We start from the raw sequence: 18,992 nt of genomic DNA, 5'->3' as shown, positions 1-18,992 counted from the left end.
TGGTCCATCCGCTCACTAGCCACCACAAATGATGCATATTCGTGCATAACGCCGTATTCACGCGCACGGTGGAGCGTCTGCCCCCGATCGCCCCGGGGTTACGCGGTTTCGGCGAGCCACGCCCGCAGGGTGCGGGGGGGTGAGGCCGTAGCGCCGCTTGAAGGTGGGGTTCCGGCGGCCGGGTTCGACCCAGGCGCGGCCGGAGCCGAAGGCGCCGCGCATGATGTGGTCGAAGGCGACGTAGAAGCCGCTGAAGGTCTCCATGGGGGCGAAGCCGCAGGCCCAGAAGTGGAAGCGGGTGTCGTCGGTGAGGATCAGGCCGGAGCAGACCAGCGCGCCGTCGATGCGCAGTTCCAGGAAGCGGACGTCCTCACCCAGGGCCAGGACGAAGTCCTGGAAGAGGCCCGGGCGGTAGTAGTCGGAGTTGTCGTACTTGGCGGCGGTGGCGCGGGCCAGGGCGACGAAGCCGTCGAAGTCCCCTCAGGTCGCGCCCCCTTGCACCCGGATGGTGCGCTCGTCGGCGCGTACCTCGGCGGCGCGCAGCAGGGAGAGGTCGAGGACCAGGCCGTCGTCGCAGGTGCCGCTGCCGGTGACGTTGTGCCCGCTGCCGCGTACCGCGAGCGGAAGCCGGTGGTCCAGCGCGTAGCGGATGCCCGACTGGACCTCGGCGAGGGTACGGGGGCGGGCGATGAGCCGGGGACGGCGGTCGATGACCCCGTCCTGCGCGCCGGCGCGCGCGTTCCCGGCCGCCCTCAACTGGCCGGCCCTGCCACGCAGGTGAGGATCAGCGCGTGCGGCTGGTCCAGATAGCGTTTCCAGTACGCCGCGTCGTGCAGGGCAAGCCCCTCGTCGGTGACCTGCGGCCAGGTCCAGCGCAGATCGTCGAAGCCCGCGGCCCGCGCCGCGTCCTCCTGGGTGGTACGGGACCAGCGCCAGGCGGCGACGGAGAAGGCGTCGAACCCGGGGGGAGCGACGGTCAGCGTCAGCGGGGCCCCGTCCTGCCCAGCCCCGTCCGCGTCGAGGGCCACCAGGTCGAAGCCGTATCCGGCGTAGTAGCCGGGCATCACGACCGCGTCGGGGCTGAGCACGTAGGTGACGAAACGCCCGCCCGCCTTCGGGAGCGCCCGCCGCGCGGTACGGAAGAAGCCCCGCAGGGCGTCGGCGGTCGGTGCGTGCGGGGTCACGTACACCCCGGCGACCAGGTCGAACGCGCCGTCCAGCGCGGGGTCGGCGGCATCGGCAGGGCCCATGACGTCACGGCTCAGATATTCGACGCCCAGCCGTTCCCCTTCTTCCCGGTGCCGGGCGTAGGCCAGCATGCCGTCGGAGACGTCCGCCCCGACGGCCCGCCGGGCTCCGTGGGAACGCAGCCGCCGGGTGTAGACACCGTTGCCGCAGCCGAGGTCGAGGACGTTCAGGCCCGTGACGTCCCCGAGCGCCTCGAAGTAGCTCGGATACTCCAGGAAACGGCGCACCGGCAGCTCCGCCGCGCAGCTCTCGTAGGCGAGCGCCAGGCCATCAAACTGACTGCCCATCTCCCCCTCCACAGATCGGTCGGGAGGAAATGATCGTTCAAGCCCCGGGGGCTTGAGCAGGCGTATTCGGCAGGCGCTTGACGTTCTTGCCCTGTCTGTTGTGCGCCGCGCACTACCCGGTCCACGCCCCGCCTGCGGTGACGCCCTTATCCGGTCGCTCCCGTCCCCTTCCGTTTGCGACGATCACTCCCATGACCTCCGACCCCGCCTCCCCCTCCGGCTCCGGCTTCGCATTCGACCGCCTCCTCGACGAGGCCGCCGCGACCCCCACCGAAGGCTGGGACTTCTCCTGGTTCGACGGCCGCGCCACCGAGGCCCGGCCCTCCTGGGGGTACCAGCGGTCCATGGGCGCGCGCATGGCCGGCGCGAGCGCGTCGCTGGACATCCAGACCGGCGGCGGCGAGGTGCTCGCCGGGGTGCCGGTGCGGCCGGCGCTGTCCGTGGCCACCGAGGCATGGCCGCCGAACGTCGCCAAGGCCACGGCCGTGCTGCACCCTCTCGGCACCGTCGTCGTCGCCGCCCCGGAGGAGCCGCCGCTGCCGTTCGCGGACGGCGCGTTCGACCTCGTCGTCAGCCGGCACCCCGTGAAGCCGTACTTCGACGAGATCGCCCGCGTCCTGCGGCCCGGCGGGACGTACTTCGCGCAGCACGTCGGTCCCGCGAGCGTCTTCGAGCTGGTCGAGTACTTTCTCGGGCCGCTGCCCGACCAGGCGCGGCAGGCCCGCGACCCGGAGCGCGAGCGCGCGGCGGCGGAGGAGGCCGGGCTGGAGATCGTCCAACTGCGTACGGAGCGGCTGCGGATGGAGTTCTACGACGTGGGGGCGGTGGCGTACTTCCTGCGGAAGGTGATCTGGATGGTGCCGGGCTTCACGGTGGCGGAGTACCGGCCGCGGCTGCGCGAGATGCACGAACTGATCGAGGCCGAAGGCCCGTTCGTCGCGCACAGCTCGCGGACGCTCGTCGAGGCGCGCAAGCCGGCCTGAGCGATGGGTGGTACGGGGCGCGCGCGGACTGCGCGCGCCCCATACCGGTGGTGATCAGATACCGAACGCCGCCGGCCAGTGGATCCGGCCGCTGGGCAGCGGGTGGGCCTCGTCGAGCGCGAGGGCCATCACCGCCTCGTCCGGGGCCTCGACGCTGAGCGTGATGCCGTACGCGGACGCCTTCGTGAAGCCGAACCTCGGGTAGTACTCCGGGTGTCCGACCAGGACGACGTACCGCTCGCCCCGCGCCGCGGCGATGTCGAGCGCGGCCCGTATGACCACGGAGCCCAGCCCGTCGCGCTGCCGCTCCGGCCGTACGGAGACGGGGCCGAGGCAGAGCGCGGGGGTGTCGCCGATGTGGCCGCGGGTGAGCAGGACGTGCCCGAGGACCGCCTCACCGCCGGCGCCGTCGGCGTCGGGGTCCGCGACGACGAGGGACAGGCCCTCGATCCACGCGGACTCGTCGGCGCGCAGCTTGTCGACGATGCCGGCTTCCTCTTCCCGGCCGAAGGCGGCGCGGGTGATCTCGCGGATGACGGGGATGTCGGCGTGCGTTTCGGCACGCGTGATCCAGGTGTTGCCCATGATGGATAGGGATCCGTTTCGATGGTCGTGTTCGTGTGGACGCCCCGCGGGGTCACGCTCCCGGCGCGGGCGGAGATGCGGGAGAGGTCAGGCCACGGCCCGGAACGTGAGAGAGATCCGGACGCCGGGCGCGGTGGCCTTGAGCGCGATCATCAATCTCACCTTTTCTTTCCTCTTCCGCCGGGATCCCTCCCGTACGAACACGGGAACCCACTTTACAGGGTGATGGAGCGGGCATGCGCCCAGGTGGTTGGTGGGAGGGCGGCGTCGAGCTCGGTGGAGCAGTGCCGGGGTGGGCCGAGCTGGGGGCGGTGCGGCCCAACGGGGGCCTGTACCACGGGAGTTGCCCCGGTCGCCGGGTGACCCTGCGCGGTGGACGGGTGCGGTGTCGGGTGGGCGGCGTGCGTGTGGGGCTGCTGCGACGGGGGTTCTGAGCATTGGCTGCCCTGGGCCGCTCTGCTCGGTTCCCCAGGAGTGCCGCACTCCTGCGAACCGAGCAGCCCCCGAGCAGCGCCACCCGATCAGCGAGAACCACGGTGGTGAAGCTGGTCCGCCGAGGCGGCGAGCCCGTCTAGTGCTCTGACCGGGAACGTTCACCGAGGAGACTCACGTACCTTTAACGTGCAGATCATGTCGGAGCAGCGTCGAGTCCCTGAAGGTCGAGTTCCTGAGTGCCGGATCGACCCGTTCTCGCTCTTTCTGGGTCATCCCGATCCGCCCCAGTACATCCTGGAGCTCGCAGAGGATGCGGTGGAGGCCGTGGAAGGGGTGTTTGCCACGCAGGGGCAGTCAGGAAGAGCTCATGACTGGACAGTGATCGCTACCCTCGTGGCCGAGGCAGAAGCACCCGACATCGCAGCCTTGATGGAGGCGAACCACCTCACGTTCGAGCTGGGCGGCTTCAACCAGTGGGACGGGACGTGGGACAACTGGTTCGCTGTGATGGCGGACGAGGCAGATGTGGGCGCGCTGCGCAGGCTCGGAATGCTGCTGGCCGACCTGTACCGCACCCCCGAACGCCTGGGCGACCTGGTCAGAGATGCTGACCCGGAGCTCTTCGAAGCCGAGTGAGTGTCTTCGAACGCGGCAATCCCTGACGGTTGCCTACTCGCGCTGTGGCTGGTAGTTCGCCGGGTTGGTCACTACTGCGGCTGCGGTGGTGGGCGTTGGCCGGGGTGAACTGCCGCAGCGGGCAGGCGGAGAAAGTCGGTGGAAACTCGCGGTAACACCCCCAGCGAACCGGGGCATATCGCCCACGCGACTCGAACTTTGCCCATCGCCGCGCAACGGGCGGCGAGGCGGCTGCGGCTGGCGGCAGTGGGCGGACGCCCACTAAGGTGGGCGCATGCCCACTACAGTATCGGAAGGCGAGGACCGCGGCTCCCCGGCGGCGGAGCCGCACCGGGCCCGCGCCATGGCGGAGTCGTTCGGCGCCGACCCGGCCCGCTACGACCGCACGCGCCCGCGCTACCCGGCCGCGCTGATCGCCCGGATCGCGGGGGGCGGCGGCGGTGCCGTCCTCGACGTGGGCACGGGCACCGGCATCGTCGCCCGCCAACTCCGGGCGGCCGGCTGCCGGGTGCTCGGCCTGGACGTGGACGCCCGGATGGCCGCGTACGCGCGCGAGGGCGGACTGGACGTCGAGGTCGCCCCGTTCGAGGAGTGGGACGCGGCGGGCCGCCGCTTCGACACCGTCGTCGCGGGCCAGACCTGGCACTGGATCGACCCGGTCGCGGGCGCCGCCAAGGCGGCCGGGGTGCTGCGCCCCGGGGGCCGGCTCGCCGTGTTCTGGAACGTCTCCCAGCCCGCCCCCGACGTGGCCGAAGCCCTCGCCGCCGCCTTCCGCGACGCCCTGCCCGGCGCGCCCCTCAACCCGTGGAGCCGCACGGCCCTGGACGGCTATTCGGCGATCGTCGACCGGACGGTGGACGGCATCCGGGCCGCGGGCGCCTTCGGCGAGCCGGGGGAGTGGCGGTACGGGTGGGAGTGCACGTACACGCGCGACGAGTGGCTGGACCAACTCCCCACCGGCGGCGGCATGGCGGTCCTCAGCCCCGCCCAGCGGACCGCCCTGCTCGACGCCACGGCGGCGGCGGTCGACGGCCTGGGCGGGAGGCTCACGATGGGGTACGAGGCGCTGGCGGTGACCGCCGTGGCGGGGCGGCGGCGGAGTTAGCCTGGCGGGGTGATCGAGACCGAACGGCTCCTGCTGCGACCGCTGGCGACCGACGACGTCGACGCGTTCGTGGCGCTCCACGCCGATGAGCGGGTGAACAGGTTCGTCGGCGCGTACACGCCCGAGCAGGCGCGGGTGCGGCTGGCCGAGATCGAGCGGCAGTGGGCGGAGCGGGGCCATGGGCTGTGTGCCGTCGAGTTGAAGGCCGACGGCCGGTTCATCGGCCGGGTGGGGCTGAACTACTGGGCGGAGCTGGACGAGGTCGAACTCGGCTGGACCCTCGCGGCGGAGTCCTGGGGCCACGGCTACGCGACGGAGGCGGCCCGCGCCTGCCTGGACTGGGGCTTCGCGACGCTGGACGACGAGTACTTCATCGCGCTGATCCACCCGGCGAACACGGCGTCGGCCCGGGTGGCGGAGCGCCTGGGGTTCGCGCCGCGGCGAGAGGAGATGTTCATGGGCAACAGGGTGACGGTCCACGTCGTGGACGCCCCGCCCCGGGCCTGACCGCGCCGGCCGGCGCGGTGGTGCGTCCCGCCACCGGGGGGGCCGTGGCCCACCAAGTCCGCACGCGACTCCACTGGTCTGGACAAGACCGCTCACCGCACGTCTTCCCCGTCGCGCTCGGGACGCGCGGGGCGCGCGGGGCGTACGGGACGCGCGGGGTGTACGGGCGCGTCCGCCGGGGCCAGGAACGGCGTCAGCAGGTCCGGCACCGCCTCCTCGGCGAACCGCAGCCCCTGCGCCTCCCCCACGTCGTACGCCGCGTACGCCTGCGCCCCCGCCGCCGTCGTCGCCCGCAGCGTCACCAGCCCCGCCCGCCGCTGGAACAGTGACTGCCGCACCGTCCAGCCCACCACCCCGTCCCGCCGCAGCGCCACCGTGGAGCGCCGCAGGGTGCCGCTGCGTACGACCAGATACGGCCCCGCGAGCCCGTGCCCCAGGCTCCGGTACGCGTCCCGCGCCAGCAGCGCCGCCGCCGGCAGCAGCACCGCCGCAAGCGCCGCCCCCGCGTACCCCAGCGCCCGTACCGACAGCGCCGCCCCCAGCGAAACCAGCACCGCCACCGGCACCAGCGCCGCGCCCAGCGACCACCGCAGCCGGCGCGCCAGCGCGGCCCGCGGGTGCGCGGTCAGCTCCGGCCGGGTCAGGGCGACGGGGGTGCGCAGCACCCGGGCCGTCACCTCGTCGGCGACGGCGCGCGGGGCGGCGGGCAGCAGCGTGTTGAGCTCGTCCTCGCTGTCCTTGCGGGACAGGCCGGTCGCGATCGCCTCCACCCGGGCCGCGCCCGACAGCCGTACGCCCAGCGGCTCGACGACGTCCACGCCGCGCAGCCGCGCCTCCTCCAGCGATATCGACCGGGTCGTCAGCAGCCCGCGGCGCACGCGCAGCGTGCCGTCGGGCTCGCGCTCCAGCCGGTAGCTCCACCACATCTCGGTCCACAGCCCGAGCGCGCCCACGAACCCCGACACCAGCGCGATCGACCCCAGGACCAGCACCGTCCACAGCGCCGGCAGCGGGCTGAAGGTGTCCCGTACCCAGTCGACGACCGTCTCCTCCGCGCCGAACCACTGGCTGACCTGCATCACCGCACCCCAGCCCGTCAGCGCGAGGAGGGGGGTGAGGAAGGACAGGGGTGCGTAGCGGATCCAGCCGGGGGAGAGGACGGCGAGCCGCGGGTCGTCGTCGGCGGCGGGTCCTGCGGTCGTGGCCCGGTGCAGGAGTGCGCGGCGCAGCGACTCGCCCTCCGCGCGCCGCACCGGCGTCAGTTGCAGCGCGGACTCGCCGGCGGCCCCCTGGTCGCCGGTGCCGATACGGACCTTGACCAGCCCGAGGAGGCGCAGGAGGGGGTGGGCGGTGAGGTCGACGGTGCGGATCCGGTCGCGGGGGAGGGAGCGGCGGGTGGTGAACAGCACGCCGGTACGCAGCTCGACGCGCTCGGCGCCGACGCGGTAGCGGGTGTGGCGCAGCCGCAGCGCGTCCACGGCGACCCCGCCGCCGACGAACAGCACGGATCCGGCCAGCACCCAGGCCACGGCGGCGCGGACGTCGATGCGGGCGGCGAGCCCGGCGCCGACGGGGACGCCGGCGCCGAAGGCGGCGCCGAGGAGGAGTGCGGCGGTGACGAGGAGGGACCGGCGGTCGAGCCGCCGCCAGGAGGCGCCGGGGCCCGGCGGAGCCGGGGCGGTGGCGGGTGCCGCGGGACGCCCGGCGGCAGCGCCCGTGCCCGCTCCCGCGTCCGTCACGTCGCGTCCCCCGGGGTCTGCTGCGTCGCCAGCGCCAACTGCTCCGCCAGCTCCGCCGCCTCCTCGTGGTCCAGCGCCTCGATCCGCAGCGCACCCTTCGCCGACGCGGTCGTCACCGTCACCGCCGCCAGCCCGAACGCCCGCTGGAGCGGCCCCCGTTCGGTGTCCACCGTCTGGATCCGCGACATCGGCGCGATCCGGGAGTCGACCCAGAAGTAGCCGGTACGCACGTACACCGCGTCGTCCGTGACCTCCCACCGGTGCACGCGGTAGTACCACGCCGGCAGCCAGAGCCCCGCCCCCAGACCCGCCGCGGCCACCCCCGCGCCCGCCGCCAGCAGCCAGAACCGGGCCGGCCCGACCAGCGCGCCCAGCACCCCCAGCGCCGCGACCGGCACGGCCGCCGCCAGCAGCAGCCGCGTACGCCACCAGGCGACGGCCCGGCGGTCCACCCGGTGCCGCGGTGGCCGCAGCCGCGGCCCCGCCGGGCCCGGGCCCTCTCGATCTATGCCCACACCTCGAACCGTACGTCCTGCCCCGCCGCCGTCACCGCGCGGTGCGCACCGTCCCGGCCGCGGCGGCCGGCTCGTACTGCTCCAGGAAGAGCTTGCCGACCAGCGCGCCGCGGGTGGAGACGCCGGTCTTGTCGAAGACGGCCTTGATGTGGTCGCGCACGGTGTGCGGGGAGAGGTACAGCTCGGCGGCGATGCCCTCGGTGGCCAGGCCGCGGGCGAGGAGCCGGGTGATCTCCTGCTCGCGGGCGGTCAGCTCGTACGCGTCGGCGAGCAGCGGGGCGATCTCGGCGGCGGCTGCGGATTCGATGACGACGGCGGTGGACTGGGGGGCGCCGTCGGCGCCGTGGAGGCAGGTGGCGTGGCAGGTGAGCCAGCGTCCGGCGGCGGTACGCAGCCGGATGCGGGGCGCGGCGGCCCCGGCTGCTCCGGCTGGGCCTTCCCCCGCCTCCCCGGCCGCCGCTGCCGCCGCTGCCGTCGCCGCGCGGGCCTGGAGCACCACCCCGTGCAGCCACGCCGGCACCGCGAGACCCAGCGCCGAGGCCCGCGCGGGCCCGGGCGGGAGCGCGGCGAGGTGGCGGCGGGCGGCGGCGTTGGCGGAGACGGGGCGGGCGGCGGCGTCGAAGAGCAGCAGTCCGGGCTCGTCGCCGCTGCCGGGGAAGCCTCCGTCCCGTACGGACTCCCCGTCCTCGGCCCGGTCCTCCGCCCGGCCCTCTGCCTGGCCCGCAGCCCTTTCCGCACCCGCACCCGCACCCGCTGCCGCCGCCGCCGGCTCCGCGTACGAGCGCAGCCGCCGCGCCAGCGGCGTCGTCAGCCCCGCCACCACCCGCTCCTCCGCGGCGCTGAACGGCGCCCGCCCGCGCGCCCGGAACAGGCTGACGTGCCCCTGCGGCCGGCCGCCCACCCGCAGCACCGCCCGCAGCTCGTCGTGCAGCCCCCGCGGCCGGAGGAACTGCCGGTAGATCGCCGCCCGTTCCGGCTCCCCGCCGGTGGACGCGCGCAGCGCGGCGACCGGCACCGGGGCCCGCGCGAGATCCGCGAAGCGGTTGACGCGCTCGTCGAACAGCTCGCACTCCCAGTAGTCCCAGCAGCCGCGCTTGTCGGTGTTCTCGGTGCGTACGGGCGCGGTCATCAGCCCGGTCGCCGGGTCGGTGGCGCGCCAGACGGCGGCGTCGTACGGCAGCAGCCGGCGCAACTGCGCCGACACCTCGGCGAAGAGCGCGAGCGCGTCGGGCGCGTGGTCGGCGCGCGCGAGCAGCTCGCCGCGCACGGCGCCGCGCGCGGCCGGGGTGAGGACAGCGGGTTCCGGCACGGTGGCCACCTCCGCCACGGTCAACGGCCGGGGGCGCGTCCGCGATTCCCCTCAATTGGGGGATGGGTTGGCACGGGCGGCGGGCGCAGAGTCGCGGTCATGGAGTTCATGCAGTTCAGGCCGGGTGAACCCGGCTACGAGACGGAGTTGGCCGGCTTCAACCGGATCGTGTCCCACCGGCCCGCGCTGGTCGCCGCCGTGCGGTCGGCGGCGGAGGTGCGGTACGCCGTGTGGTACGCCGCGGAGCGCGGCATGCCGGTGGCCGTGCAGTCGACCGGCCACGGGCCGGCGGCGGCGGTCGGCGCGGACACCCTGCTGCTGTCGGTACGGCGGCTGCGGGGCGTGCACGTCGACCCCGCGGCCCGTACCGCGCTGGTCGCCGCCGGCACCCGCTGGCAGGAGGTCATCGACGCCGCCGCCCCGCACGGCCTCGCCCCGCTGTGCGGCTCGTCGCCGCTCGTCGGCGTCGTCGGCTACACCCTCGGCGGCGGCCTCGGCCCGCTGGCCCGCCGCTACGGCTACGCGGCCGACCACGTCACGGCGGCGTCGCTGGTGACCGCGGACGGGCGGCTGCGGGAGGTCACCGCGGAGCGGGAGCCGGAGCTGTTCTGGGCGCTGCGCGGCGGCGGGAAGAGCGGGTTCGGGGTGGTGACGGCGCTGACGTTCCGGCTGCTGCCGGTGGCGCGGCTGTACGGGGGCGGGCTGCGGTTCGCGGGCGCGGACGCGGCGGCGGTGCTGGGCGCGTGGCGGCGGGTGACCGCGGCGGCGCCGGAGGAGCTGACGACGTCGGCGGCGCTGCTGCGGGTGCCGGGGGAGCGAGGGCTGACGGTGCACGTGCGGGTGGCGCTGGTCGCGGGGCCGGGGGCGGGGTCTGAGCCGGGGCCGGGAGCGGAGCCGGGATCGGAGGCGGAGTTGGAGACGCTGGGGGAGAGGCTGATACGTCCGCTGCGCGAGGCGGCGCCGGTGGTCGCGGACACGGTACGGATACGCCCGTACGGCACGGTCGCGGAGATCCACGAGGACCCGGTGGAGCCGATGCCGTACCACGAACGCGGCATCCTGCTGCGGGAGTTCGGCGCCGACACCGAGGCCGCGCTGCTGGCGGCGGCCGGCCCGGGGGCGCAGTGCGCGGACTGGGCGGTGGAGCTGCGCCACCTCGGCGGTGCCGCGGGCCGCCCCGCCGCGCCGCCGAACGCGGTCGGCAGCCGGGCGGCGGCGTTCACGCTGACGACGCTGACGGCACCGGGCACGGACAGCCGCGTACGGACGGCGCTGGACGCCTGGTCGACGGGCGGCCGGTACGTCAACTTCCTCGCCGGCCCGGGAACGGAGCGGCTGGCGGCGGAGGCGTACGACGCGGAGACGTACGCGCGCCTGAGGGCGGCGAAGAGGGCGTACGACCCGCAGAACCTCTTCCGCCACGGCCACGCGGTGCCCGGTGCCGCGTCGGCGGGGTCTGCCGCGTCCGATCCCGCCGGGACCGCTGCCGCGGCGATCCGCACCCGCTGCCCCCGGAGGGCCTCATGACCGCCCCCGCGGCCTCCGCCGCTTCCCCCTCACCCGCTGCTTCCTCCGCTTCCTCCGGACCTGCGGTCCGTTCCGTCGGGCTGCGGCTCGGGGCCCTCTTCGGGCCCGCCGTGTTCGGCGTCACCGCCGCCGGTGTCGCCCTGCCCGACGTGGCGCGGGGGCTCGACGCCTCACCGGCCGCCGCCACCTGGGTGCTCACCGCCCACGCCCTCGCCCTCGGCGTCGGCACCGCCCTCGCCGGGCGGCTCTCCGACGCCCTCGGCGTACGTCGCATCCTGGCCGCCGGCGCCGTGGTGCTCGCGGCCGGTGCCGTGGTGTGCCTGCTCGCGCCGTCCCTCGGGGTGCTGGTAGCCGGGCGGTTCCTGCTTGCCGCCGGGTCCGGGGCGATGACGTCAGGCGCGCTGGCGCTCACCGCCGCCACCGCGCCCGAGCGGCGCGCGCAGGTGCTCGCCGTGTTCGGCGCCGTGATGGCCGTCTGCTCGGCCGCCGCGACGCTCGCGGGCGGCGTGGTCACGGAGTGGGCCGGCTGGCGGCCGACGCTCGTCCTGCCCGCGCTCTCCCTGCTCGCCCTCCCGTTCTGCCTGCGCCTGGCGCCCCCGGGCGGCGGCTCGGGCCGGACGCCCGACCTGCCCGGCGCCGTGCTCCTCACGCTCACGGCCTCCGGCCTGCTCATCCTCATCCAGTCGACGACGCTCGACCTGCCGCCCGCCGCCGTCGCCGGCACCGCCGCCGTGCTGCTCGTCGCGGGCACGGGCTGCGCGGTCCGTACCGTACGGCGGCCGGCCGGCTTCGTCCCGTACGACCTGGTGCGCGACCCGCTGTTCCGGCGGGCGGCGGCGACGGGCGCGGGGGTGTACGCGGGGCTGTTCGGCGCGATGTACGCGGTGCCGCAGATGCTCGTACGCGACCACGGCTGGAGCGTCTTCGCCGTCGGCGGCTGGCTGCTGCCGGGCGCGGTGGCGGGTGCGGGTCTCTCGCGGGCGGCGAGCCGCCTCGGGCCGCGCGGCGCGCGGCTGCCCGCGGCGGTGGGGGCGCTCGCGGCGCTGCTGCTGGGGGCGGCGGCGGTGACCGAGGAGCCGGCGGTGCTGGTGGTGGGTACGTCGGCGGCGCTGGCGGCGTTCGCGGTGACGCAGGTGGCGCTGACGGGGCTGCTGTCGGGGCACCTGGCGCCGGAGCGCCGCGGGGGTGCGCTGTCGCTGCTGAACCTGGCGTTCTTCGTGGGCGGCGGTGCGGGATCGGCGGTCGCGGGGGCGCTGGCGGACGCGGAGTCGCTGGCGGTGGCGCTGGCGGTGGTGGCGGCGTTCCCGCTGGCGGCGGTGGCGGCGGCGGCTGGCCTGCGGCGCAGCGTGTCAGGGCCGTCTCAAGACAGTCCCGGTCCCGCGACAGGGGGGCCTTCCCGAGGGCGTGCTCAGGCAGAGTGAAACCACGCAACTCCGGTCGGCGGGCCGGGAGTTGATAGCCAATCGAGGCAAAGGAACCCTTATGCGAAAGACCCGGATCGCCCTCACCACCGCTGTCGCCACCGTGCTGGTCCTCGGTGCGACCGTCACCAACGCGGCGGCGGTCTGCATCCCCTACTGACCCGGTAAGTCGGATCGGTAACGGCCCGTGGACCACGTCCACGGGCCGTTCCGCTCGTCCGCAGACCCCCCGGCTGCTCCGCGGCCGGTTTCACGCCCATCCGACACCCCGCCCTACGGCTCCAGCACCACCTTCCCCACCGTCCCCCGCGTCTCCAGCGCCCGGTGCGCCTCCGCCGCCCGCGCCAGCGGGTAGCGCTGCACCAGCGGTGTCCAGCGCCCAGTCGCCGCCTCCGTCAGCGCCGCCTCCTCCATCCGCCGCAGGGGGTTCTCGCCGCCGATGCGGCTGAGCCAGTCGGGGCCGAGGACGTTGACCGACGTGATGGACCGCTCCGCCAGCTCCGCCTCGGTGAACTCCAGGGGCGCCCCCGACGACCAGCCCAGCACCAGGTGGCGCCCGCCGGGCGCGAGGAGGTCGGCCGCCGCGCGCGCCGTGGCGCCGCCGACGGTGTCGAGGAGCACCGTGGGCCGGCGGTCGCCGAGGGCGGTGCGTACGCGGTCGGGCCAGGCCGGGGCGGTGTAGTCGGCGGCGGCGTCCGCCCCGAGGTCCCGTACGCGCGCGACCTTCTCCGGACCGCCGGCCAGGCCCACGACGTACGCGCCGAGGTTGCGGGCGGACTGGACCAGCAGCGAGCCGACGCCGCCCGCCGCCGCCGTGACGACCACCACGTCGTCCGCCGTCAGCGCGGCGAAGTGGAGGAAGGCCATCGTCGTCCGCCCCGTGCCGATCATCGCGACGGCCTCCGCGTCGTCGAGGGAGTCGGGCAGCGCGTGCAGCCGCTCGGCCTCGGTGACGGTCAACTCCGCGTAGCCGCCGGGAACGAGCCCGATGTGGGCGACGACGCGCCGGCCCAGCCAGTCCTTCTCGACGCCGTCGCCCACGGACTCGACGGTGCCGGCGACCTCGCGGCCGGGGATGGTGGGCAGGTCGGGGGGCGGCATGGGGCCGCCGGTCCGGCCGGCGCGCAGGGCGGTGTCGAGAAGGTGGACCCCGGCGGCGGCGACGGCGATGCGGACCTGGCCGGGGCCGGGCACGGGGTCGTCGGTCTTCTCGTGGACGAGGTTCTCGGCCGGGCCGAAGGCGTGAAGTCGAATGGCGTACATGAGCCCAGCAGACAACTTGAACAGACCTTCAGGTCAAGCTGTCAGTGCCGTACGTCACGATGGGGCGCATGGCGAGGCGGAAGACGATCAAGGCACCGCGGCGGCCGGCGGTGCGGCTGCCGGAGTCCCTGGAGCGGTACGGGGCGGGCGACGCGGCCGACGCGGGGGCGTACCGGGCGGCGGCCCTGGAGCCCGACGGGGACTACGACGCGCTGGAGTTCTCCGGCCTCGACCTGACCGGGGCAGACGGCGCGGGCGCGCGCTTCATGGACTGCGCGCTGCGCCGCTGCGTGCTGGACGAGGCGCGGCTGCCGAGCGCGCGGCTGATCGACTCGGTGCTGGAGGAGGTGCGCGGCGCGGGCACGGACCTGGCGGGGGCGACGCTGCGGGACGTGGAGCTGGCGGACACCCGCCTGGGCGGCGTGCAGTTGCACGGGGCGACGCTGGAGCGGGTGGTGGTGCGGGGCGGCAAGGCGGACTTCCTGAACCTGCGCGGAGCGCGCCTGACGGACGTCGTCTTCGAGGACTGCGTCCTGGTGGACCCGGACTTCGGCGACGCCCGCCTGGAACGGGTGGCGTTCGAGGGCTGCACGATCGAGCGCGCGGACCTCTCCGGCGCGCGCCTGACGGACGTGGACCTCCGCGGCGCGACGGACCTGTCCATCGAACGCGGCGTGGACCGCCTGTCGGGCGCCGTCATCACCCCGGACCAACTCCTCGCCCTGGCCCCGGTCTTCGCAGCCCAGGTGGGGGTGACGGTCCGGGCGGTGGATGACGGTGGGGACCTGCAGAAACGTCACTGAACACCCGTTCGGGTGAAGGTGTCGTCGATGCGGTCACACAATCTCGCCTACGCTGAGAGTGTCCTTCCCACGAAGGAGGTCAATATGGCATTGACAATTCCCGAGCGCGAGGTGCTCGTGCCTGCAGACGACGCAGTCGAGGAAGTCTTCTTCGCAGCCAGCGCGGCTGCCCCCCAGGGGCGGCGCGTGGAACTGATCGAAGGGCAAATCTACGTGACGCCTCCGGCAAACGGTGAGCACGAAGAGATCGTCTCCGAGGTGAACGAACAGATCCGCGACCGCCGCAGGGATCTCAGGATGTATACGGGGATCGGCTTGGCGCTCCCGGGTACAGACCCGAAGGGCAGGGTCATTCCCGATGTGGTCGTGGGTCCCAAGAGGAGCTTTCAGAACGACCATGAGTGGCACGACCCCGACCCCGTCATGCTCGTCGTCGAAGTCACCTCGAAGTCCACGGCCCGCAACGACCGCTTGAAGAAGTTGCGCGGTTATGCCCGCGCCGGGATTCCCCTGTATCTGCTCATCGATCGCGAAGCGGACGTCGTCTCGATTCACAGCAAACCGGAGGGTGACCACTACACCCGGGCCGCTGAGGCCAAGCTGGGCTTGAAGATCATGCTGCCCGAGCCCTTCGGCTTCGAGCTGGACACCTCCGAGTTCTGACCGCACCCCGAGGGCCCGGCCGCGCGTTGCCGCGCCGCCGGGCCCTCGTCGTACGTGCTACGGGAGCAGCCGCCCTCAGACGCTGACGCCGAAGTCCTGCGCGATGCCCGCCAGGCCCGAGGCGTAGCCCTGGCCCACCGCGCGGAACTTCCACTCCGCGCCGTTGCGGTACAGCTCGCCGAAGACCATCGCCGTCTCCGTCGCCGCGTCCTCGGTGAGGTCGTAGCGGGCGATCTCCGTGCCCCCGGCCTGGTTCACGACGCGGATGAACGCGTTCCGCACCTGGCCGAAGTTCTGGCTGCGGGTCTCGGCGTCGTAGATCGAGACCGGGAAGACGATCTTGTCGATCTCCGCCGGCAGGCCGGCGAGGTTGACGTTGATCTGCTCGTCGTCGCCGCCGCCCTCACCGGTGACATTGTCACCGGAGTGCACGATCGTCTGGTCCGGCGACTGCCGGTTGTTGAAGAAGATGAAGTGCTGGTCGGAGAAGACCCGGCCCTCGGCGTTCACCGCGATGGCGCTCGCGTCGAGGTCGAAGTCCACCCCGGTGGTGGTGCGGACGTCCCAGCCGAGTCCGACCGTGACGGCGGTCAGCCCGGGGGCTTCCTTGGTGAGCGAGACGTTGCCGCCCTTGGACAGGCTTACGGGCATGGGAGAGTCCCCTCCTGGTTCTGGCTCCACGTGCCGGAGCCTCGTCTACGGACCACAACGCCGGGGTGCCTTACCCGGTTCCAGACACCGTATGCCCACCGCATGCCCACCACTTCTGAGTGCCGCAAACGGCGTGACAGGTCGAACGCCCGCGCGAGATCATGGAAGACATGTCCGGTCCCTACCGCATCCGCGGCTCGGTCGTCCTCCCGGAGGCCGAGCTGCTGTGGCGTTTCTCGCGCTCCTCCGGGCCGGGCGGTCAGCACGTGAACACCAGCGACACCCAGGCGGAGGTCCGCTTCGACCTCGCGGGTACGCGGTCGCTGCCCCCGGTGTGGCAGGAGCGGGCCCTGGAGCGGCTCGCGGACCGGCTTGTCGACGGGCACGTCGTGGTGCGGGCGAGCGAGCACCGTTCGCAGTGGCGTAACCGCGAGACCGCCGCCGTACGGCTCGCCGCGCTGCTCGCGGAGGCCACCGCGCCGCCGCCGGCGCCGCGGCGGAAGCGGAAGGTGCCGCGGGGTGTCAACGAGCGCCGGCTGCGGGAGAAGAAGCAGCGGTCCGACGTCAAGCGCGGCCGTACGGGCCGCGGCTGGGGCCAGTGACACCGGCTGGGCAACCAGCCGCGCAGCCCGTAGGGCACCCGCCGCGCAGCCCCCGTCGTACAGCACCGCGCTCTCACCCCCGGCTCGACCCCGCCCGTCGCCTCCGCGAACGTGCGAATCCTCAGCCCGGAATCCTCGGCCCGGAATCCTCAGCCCAGCGTCCGGTACCGCCCGCGGAAGTACGTCAGCGGGCTCCCCTCCGCGCTCGGCTGCGCCGCGCTCAGCACCCGCCCGATGACCAGCGTGTGGTCCCCCGCGACCACGCGCTGCTCCGTCCGGCACTCCACCGTCGCCAGCGCCCCGCCCACCAGTGCGCACCCCGTCACCTCGCCGCGCGTGTACGGGATGTCGTCGAACAGCAGCCGGTCGCTGATCCGGCCCTTCATCGCGAACCGCCCGGCGATGTGCCGCTGGCTCTCCGAGAGCACCGACGCCGCCCACTCCTCGCGCTCCGTCAGCAGCTCGTCCATGCGGGAGCCGTTGCGGACGCTGACCATCACCAGCGGGGGGTCCAGGGACACCGACAGGAACGCGGTCGCCGTCATCCCCACGTCCTCGCCGTTCAGCCCCGGGTCCGGGTCGTACGCCGTGACCAGCACCACTCCCGCGGCCAGCCGGCTCATGGCCGCCCGGAACTTCTCCTCGCTCACCCCGACAGGATGGGGCACCGCTCGCGTCTCTTGCAGCACGCCTTGCACCGTAACGGGACGAACGGACCTCGCGTATCGGGCCGAAGGCGGAGCGGGGTCCTAGGCCCCCCGTCCCTCCCACCTGGTGCGGGACCCGGCGCCGGGCCCCTTCCGCCCCACCCGGCGCGAAGTCCCCGCGGGCCAGCGCGCGACCCCTGGTCGCACGCCGGTTAACACCTCCCCGCCCTGTGACTTGAGTCACAGAGAGCATCGAATGTTGACCCTGTGTACCTGCCGTAGAGCTGGCTGTGATTCAGTGGCCGTGTCGTTGGTGAAATTCCACGCGGGGGTCTCCCGCCGAGGTTGGGGCGAGACGGGAGGGCAGGTATGGAGACGGAGGCAGAACCTTACGTACGGCTGGCGAGCCTGCGCCGGCTGCATCAGGTCCTCGCGGACCTCAATCAGACGCGCAGCCTTGCCGACACACTCCAGAGCGTTGCGGACGGGCTCGTCGCCCTCGGGTACGAGGTCTCCGCGGTGAACCTCGTACGGGCCGACGGCGACCTCGTCGTCGCCGCCGTCGGGGGCGATCCCACCGCCGAGGCGATCATGGCCGGCCGGATCGGCCCGCGCGAGGCGTGGGAGCGCCGGCTCCACATGGGGGTGGAGTGGGGCGAGCTGCGGTACATACCCCACAGCGAAGGCTGGGTGCTCGACGGCGACGAGGTGCCGCAGACGCACGCCGTCGTCCCGCCGCCCTCCGTCCCCGGTGACTGGGTCACCGGCGACCGGCTCCTCGCGCCGATCTACGACGCCGGCCGCGAGCTGCTCGGCGTGCTGTCCGTCGACAAGCCGGCCAACGGCCGGGTGCCGACCCCCTGGGGGCGCGAGGCGCTGCAGATGTACGCCTCGCAGGCCGCCATAGCCATCACCAACGCCCGGCTGCGGGCCAACATGCAGCGCGCGCTGGTGCGCCTGGAGCGCGAGCAGCAGGCGCTGCGCGCCAGCGAGGAGAGCTTCCGCCAGGCGTTCGAGTACGCGCCCAGCGGCATGGCCGTCGCCGAGATGGGCGGCGACGACCACGGGCGGCTGATCCGTACGAACGACGCGCTGTGCCGGCTGCTGGGCCGCCAGCTCTCCACCCTGCGCCGGCTGTCGTTCTCCGACCTCGTCCACCCCGAGGACGTCGGCACCCTGCTGCGCACCTTCGCCGAGGGCGGCAAGGCCGAGCTGCGCCTCGCCCGCCGCGACGGCACGTACGTGTGGGTGAGCCTGCGCAACTCGGTGGTCGCCGACGCCGCCGACGGCCCGCGCTACCTCCTCACCCACGTCGAGGACATCGAGGAGCGCAAGCGCCACGAGGCGCAGCTCGCGCACCGCGCCAGCCACGACTCGCTCACCGGCCTGCCCAACGCCGCCGAGCTGCGCGCGCGGCTCACCGCCCGGCTCTGCGACCGGCCGCCGGAGCTGTACACCGGCGCCGTCAGCCACTCCGCCGCCGGGCTGCCCGGGCCGCGCGGGCGCGCCATCGTCGGCGCCGGTCCTGTCCCCGGCGAGGTCGACAGCAACGGGCACGGCTTCGGGACCGACGGCGCCGAGGAGCCGCAGTGGGCCGGCGCCGGTCCGTACGAGCACCATGTGCACGCGATGGTCCCCGAGGGCGGCCGGGAGTCCGACGGCAAGGGGCTCGCGGTGCTCTTCTGCGACCTCGACGGCTTCAAACTCATCAACGACCGCTTCGGGCACAACACCGGCGACGCCGTCCTCATCGCCGTCGCGCAGCGGCTGACCGGCGCGGTCCGCGACGGCGACACCGTCGCGCGGCTCGGCGGCGACGAGTTCGTGGTGCTGGCCGACGGGCTGACACCCGGCGGCGCCGAGGACCTGGCGGTGCGGCTGCGGAACGCGATCATCCCGCCGATCCGGGTCGACGGCCGGTCGGTGCGCGTCGGCGCGAGCATCGGCACCGGCTGGGCGATGTGCGGGATGTCGACGGAGGAGATCCTCAGCTCGGCGGACCAGCTCATGTACCGCGAGAAGCGGGCCCGTTCGCAGGGCCGCTCGCACCGCAGGGCGGGCTAGTG

19 protein-coding genes and 1 pseudogene are annotated in these 18,992 nt (G+C 74.2%); 10 read left to right on the top strand and 10 right to left on the bottom strand.

Annotated features, from left to right (window positions below; all coding sequences use genetic code 11):
- Positions 1 to 57: 57 nt before the first annotated feature.
- The 3 genes and pseudogenes from B124_RS16430 to B124_RS16420 form a co-directional block, all read right to left on the bottom strand.
- A pseudogene (locus B124_RS16430) lies at positions 58 to 462 on the bottom strand (GNAT family N-acetyltransferase); the annotation flags it as partial.
- Between the two features lie 18 nt (positions 463 to 480).
- Positions 481 to 756 (bottom strand): FAD-binding oxidoreductase, encoded by a 276-nt coding sequence (locus B124_RS16425; protein WP_496503586.1) that lies wholly within the window; start codon positions 754 to 756, stop codon positions 481 to 483.
- A complete protein-coding gene (locus B124_RS16420) occupies positions 753 to 1,535 on the bottom strand; it encodes a class I SAM-dependent methyltransferase (RefSeq protein WP_496503585.1) in 783 nt (260 codons plus the stop codon). The genes B124_RS16425 and B124_RS16420 overlap by 4 nt, the downstream gene beginning before the upstream one ends.
- Positions 1,536 to 1,726: 191 nt before the next feature.
- On the opposite strand from B124_RS16420, the gene B124_RS16415 reads away from it, so the two are divergent.
- Positions 1,727 to 2,518 carry a class I SAM-dependent methyltransferase gene (locus tag B124_RS16415; protein ID WP_496503584.1) on the top strand — a complete coding sequence of 264 codons (792 nt, stop codon included), beginning with the start codon at positions 1,727 to 1,729 and terminating at the stop codon, positions 2,516 to 2,518.
- 54 nt (positions 2,519 to 2,572) lie between these two features.
- Here B124_RS16415 and B124_RS16410 read toward each other — a convergent pair whose 3' ends face one another.
- Entirely contained in the window at positions 2,573 to 3,103 is a 531-nt protein-coding gene (locus B124_RS16410; protein WP_496503583.1) for a GNAT family N-acetyltransferase, read from the bottom strand.
- 630 nt (positions 3,104 to 3,733) lie between these two features.
- On the opposite strand from B124_RS16410, the gene B124_RS16405 reads away from it, so the two are divergent.
- From B124_RS16405 to B124_RS16395, 3 genes are all read left to right on the top strand, one after another.
- Complete coding sequence (locus B124_RS16405) at positions 3,734 to 4,174, top strand: hypothetical protein (protein WP_496503582.1); 441 nt, start codon at positions 3,734 to 3,736, stop codon at positions 4,172 to 4,174.
- Between the two features lie 343 nt (positions 4,175 to 4,517).
- A complete protein-coding gene (locus tag B124_RS16400; protein ID WP_496503607.1) occupies positions 4,518 to 5,279 on the top strand; it encodes a class I SAM-dependent methyltransferase in 762 nt (253 codons plus the stop codon).
- A 9-nt stretch (positions 5,280 to 5,288) separates the two neighbouring features.
- Positions 5,289 to 5,786 carry a GNAT family N-acetyltransferase gene (locus tag B124_RS16395; protein ID WP_496503581.1) on the top strand — a complete coding sequence of 166 codons (498 nt, stop codon included), beginning with the start codon at positions 5,289 to 5,291 and terminating at the stop codon, positions 5,784 to 5,786.
- A 92-nt stretch (positions 5,787 to 5,878) separates the two neighbouring features.
- On the opposite strand, the gene B124_RS16390 is transcribed toward B124_RS16395, so the two are convergent.
- From B124_RS16390 to B124_RS16380, 3 genes are read right to left on the bottom strand one after another with little or no spacing between them, the layout of a single operon-like run.
- On the bottom strand, positions 5,879 to 7,525 hold the full coding sequence (locus B124_RS16390) for a PH domain-containing protein (RefSeq protein ID WP_496503580.1): 1,647 nt from the start codon (positions 7,523 to 7,525) through the stop codon (positions 5,879 to 5,881).
- Positions 7,522 to 8,040 carry a PH domain-containing protein gene (locus tag B124_RS16385; protein ID WP_496503579.1) on the bottom strand — a complete coding sequence of 173 codons (519 nt, stop codon included), beginning with the start codon at positions 8,038 to 8,040 and terminating at the stop codon, positions 7,522 to 7,524. Before B124_RS16385 ends, B124_RS16390 begins: the two co-directional genes overlap by 4 nt.
- A gap of 31 nt (positions 8,041 to 8,071) precedes the next feature.
- Entirely contained in the window at positions 8,072 to 9,349 is a 1,278-nt protein-coding gene (locus tag B124_RS16380) for a LuxR C-terminal-related transcriptional regulator (protein WP_496503578.1), read from the bottom strand.
- Between the two features lie 99 nt (positions 9,350 to 9,448).
- Here B124_RS16380 and B124_RS16375 point away from each other — a divergent pair, with 99 nt between their 5' ends.
- Together B124_RS16375 and B124_RS16370 are read left to right on the top strand one after the other, a co-directional pair.
- Positions 9,449 to 10,876, top strand: coding sequence for an FAD-binding protein (locus tag B124_RS16375; RefSeq protein ID WP_496503577.1), 1,428 nt, complete (start codon positions 9,449 to 9,451; stop codon positions 10,874 to 10,876).
- On the top strand, positions 10,873 to 12,297 hold the full coding sequence (locus B124_RS16370; protein WP_496503576.1) for an MFS transporter: 1,425 nt from the start codon (positions 10,873 to 10,875) through the stop codon (positions 12,295 to 12,297). The genes B124_RS16375 and B124_RS16370 overlap by 4 nt, the downstream gene beginning before the upstream one ends.
- Positions 12,298 to 12,570: 273 nt before the next feature.
- On the opposite strand, the gene B124_RS16365 is transcribed toward B124_RS16370, so the two are convergent.
- The gene (locus tag B124_RS16365) at positions 12,571 to 13,560 is read right to left on the bottom strand and encodes a zinc-binding dehydrogenase (RefSeq protein WP_496503575.1); all 990 of its coding nucleotides are present in this window, start codon (positions 13,558 to 13,560) and stop codon (positions 12,571 to 12,573) included.
- A gap of 68 nt (positions 13,561 to 13,628) precedes the next feature.
- On the opposite strand from B124_RS16365, the gene B124_RS16360 reads away from it, so the two are divergent.
- Together B124_RS16360 and B124_RS16355 are read left to right on the top strand one after the other, a co-directional pair.
- Positions 13,629 to 14,363: a pentapeptide repeat-containing protein gene (locus B124_RS16360; protein ID WP_496503574.1), complete on the top strand. Its 735-nt coding sequence runs from the start codon at positions 13,629 to 13,631 to the stop codon at positions 14,361 to 14,363.
- 84 nt (positions 14,364 to 14,447) lie between these two features.
- Positions 14,448 to 15,026: a Uma2 family endonuclease gene (locus tag B124_RS16355; RefSeq protein WP_496503573.1), complete on the top strand. Its 579-nt coding sequence runs from the start codon at positions 14,448 to 14,450 to the stop codon at positions 15,024 to 15,026.
- Positions 15,027 to 15,101: 75 nt separating this feature from the next.
- Here the strand turns inward: B124_RS16355 and B124_RS16350 are convergent, their stop codons facing one another.
- Complete coding sequence (locus B124_RS16350; RefSeq protein ID WP_496503572.1) at positions 15,102 to 15,677, bottom strand: TerD family protein; 576 nt, start codon at positions 15,675 to 15,677, stop codon at positions 15,102 to 15,104.
- A 170-nt stretch (positions 15,678 to 15,847) separates the two neighbouring features.
- Here B124_RS16350 and arfB point away from each other — a divergent pair, with 170 nt between their 5' ends.
- The gene (arfB, locus tag B124_RS16345) at positions 15,848 to 16,279 is read left to right on the top strand and encodes an alternative ribosome rescue aminoacyl-tRNA hydrolase ArfB (protein ID WP_496503571.1); all 432 of its coding nucleotides are present in this window, start codon (positions 15,848 to 15,850) and stop codon (positions 16,277 to 16,279) included.
- A 149-nt stretch (positions 16,280 to 16,428) separates the two neighbouring features.
- Here the strand turns inward: arfB and B124_RS16340 are convergent, their stop codons facing one another.
- Positions 16,429 to 16,902 (bottom strand): flavin reductase family protein, encoded by a 474-nt coding sequence (locus B124_RS16340; RefSeq protein WP_496503606.1) that lies wholly within the window; start codon positions 16,900 to 16,902, stop codon positions 16,429 to 16,431.
- Positions 16,903 to 17,295: 393 nt separating this feature from the next.
- On the opposite strand from B124_RS16340, the gene cdgB reads away from it, so the two are divergent.
- Complete coding sequence (gene cdgB / locus B124_RS16335; protein ID WP_496503570.1) at positions 17,296 to 18,990, top strand: diguanylate cyclase CdgB; 1,695 nt, start codon at positions 17,296 to 17,298, stop codon at positions 18,988 to 18,990.
- Positions 18,991 to 18,992 lie beyond the last annotated feature (2 nt).

The organism is Streptomyces sp. CNP082 (assembly GCF_059570535.1).
Note: the sequence above shows the minus strand (reverse complement) of the source record. Positions and strands in the feature narration are given on the sequence as shown.